Annotated in this window: 1 protein-coding gene and 1 pseudogene; both read right to left on the bottom strand. The window is 61.8% G+C overall.

What is annotated here, in order from left to right; translation table 11 throughout:
• Nucleotides 1-1,587: pseudogene (locus HX846_RS30980) on the bottom strand (autotransporter adhesin family protein); the annotation flags it as partial.
• A 157-nt stretch (nucleotides 1,588-1,744) separates the two neighbouring features.
• On the bottom strand, nucleotides 1,745-1,988 hold a 244-nt coding region (locus HX846_RS30975), incomplete at its 5' end, for a PfkB family carbohydrate kinase (RefSeq protein ID WP_256740157.1).

Below are 1,988 nucleotides of genomic sequence, written 5' to 3'. Positions count from 1 at the left end.
CGAGGTCGGTGGCTCCACGGGCGGTTCATCCGGCGCGACCACGGGCGGCACTGGCGGGATCGGCGGCACGGGCACCACCACCGGTGGCGTCGGCGGGACAGGTGGCACCACCGGTGGCTGCACGGCGACCACCGACGAACGCAAGTACCAGTTATTTTCCGTGCCGGCGGTGACACCCCCTTTGAACAGCAGATACTCATAAGCTCCGGCAGATACCGAGCCTTTCAAGGCAAATGCATCGGTGCTGCTGGTGGCGCCGTTGAGGGCTTGCACCACTTCGATCCCGCTGTTTTGCGTGAGACCGCCCAGGCCGCCGAGATTGCTCACGGTCATTTGTGTGTGCCCGCTGATGGTCCCGTCAGACACAATCAGTTTGTCGGTGGCCGAGTTCTCGTCGCCCAGCACGGTTTGCAACCAGAGCTGCCCATTGTTGCCGACGTAGTTGCCGTACACCGTCAACGTATCGGTGGCGCTGTTGCTGCGGCTGGTCATGTCGATGGTGCCGGCATTATTCAGGGTGGCCAGTGCGCCTGCGGTGTAGGGGCGGATACTGCCTTGCGTCACGCCCAGGGTGCTGCTGCCATCGATGTTGAAGGTGCCGGTATTGCTGGCACTGTCGCCGAGGAAAAAGTCGCCGGCCAGGTCGAAACGCGAGTTGTTGTTGAGGTTGACCGTTTCCCAGCCGATATAGCGGGCGGCGGTGCTGGAAGTGGTGTTGTCGAAGGTCAGTTGGTCGTTGCCCAGGCCGCCGTCAATCGAAGGCGTAGTGCCGAGCAGGTTTTCGTTGAGGCCGCTGAGCAGCGCGGTGTCGTCGCCATCGCCCATCAGCACCGCGGACCTGATCTGGCCGCCATTGAGCCAGTTGAGTGTGTCGTTGCCGACACTGGCGCGGATCTCGCCGTTGATCACGCCGCCACTGACGGTAATGCTGTCGTTGCCGCCACTGGTGCTGATATTGCCGCCGATGCTGCCGCCGGAGACGATGATGGTATCCGTGCCGAAACCGGTCACCAGGTTGCCGAGGATCGACCCGCCGGACATGTCGTAGATGTTGTTGTCGAGCTTCATGTCGACCCGGCCGATGGTGCCTGCGGTTTGCCGGGCCACGTCGCCATCCTCGAAGGCGCCGACGATGGTGCCGCCGGTCATCAGGAACGTGTCGCGGCCATCGCCCTGGGCCAGGGACTGGATCTGCCCGCCGCTCATCACGAAATCATCGATGCCGTTGCCCTGGGAAACCGCACCGGTCACGGTGCCGGCGCTGATCTGGAAGCGATCGGCACCGTCGCCCTGGGTGATACTCCCGACAATGCGCCCGGAATTGATGTCGACGAAATCAGTGCCGGCGCCGAAAGTGATATTGCCGTTGATGGTGCCCGTGCCGCCTGCGGGCAGGGTCAGGGTGTTATTGCCGGCAAGGTCCGTAAGCCCAGTCGGACTGCTCCCGCTGTCGCAGGTGTAGGCATCGTTGCCAGGACCCGGGGTGAACACGCAAGCCGCCAGGGCTTGTTGGGGGGCCAGGTAATGCAGTGAGAGGATGCCGACAGCCAACACGGCGCAAGGCTGAAAAGTCCGTTTATTGCGCATGGATCTGCCCTGTTTTTGTTATAAAAACTGCACATGTTTCTTGGGTCTAGTACAGTTTTTTACACAATGCAGGATTTTCGGACAGATAACCGCAGGGCTGTAAGCCACGTGATACGTGGCTTACATAGTGGCATATTGATTTTTTGTCGCGTATTTGTCAGTCCAACTGACGACGATAGGGCAGGTCCGGACCGGTCTTGCTGCAGGTGAGTGCCGCGGCGCGGATAGCGAAGGTGAGCATGCTGCTGATCTGCTCCCGGGTCAGCTGTTGCAGGCCCTCCACCGAGTCCAGTTGCTGCTCGGTCAGCCAGGCAATCAACGCGGCCTGGAAGGTATCGCCAGCCCCAACCGTGTCCGCCATGACCACCTTGACCGCTGGCGCCGACCAGCTGCCGTGCTGG

The organism is Pseudomonas sp. K5002, from assembly GCF_013386655.1.
Lineage (GTDB): Bacteria > Pseudomonadota > Gammaproteobacteria > Pseudomonadales > Pseudomonadaceae > Aquipseudomonas.
Note: the sequence above shows the minus strand (reverse complement) of the source record. Positions and strands in the feature narration are given on the sequence as shown.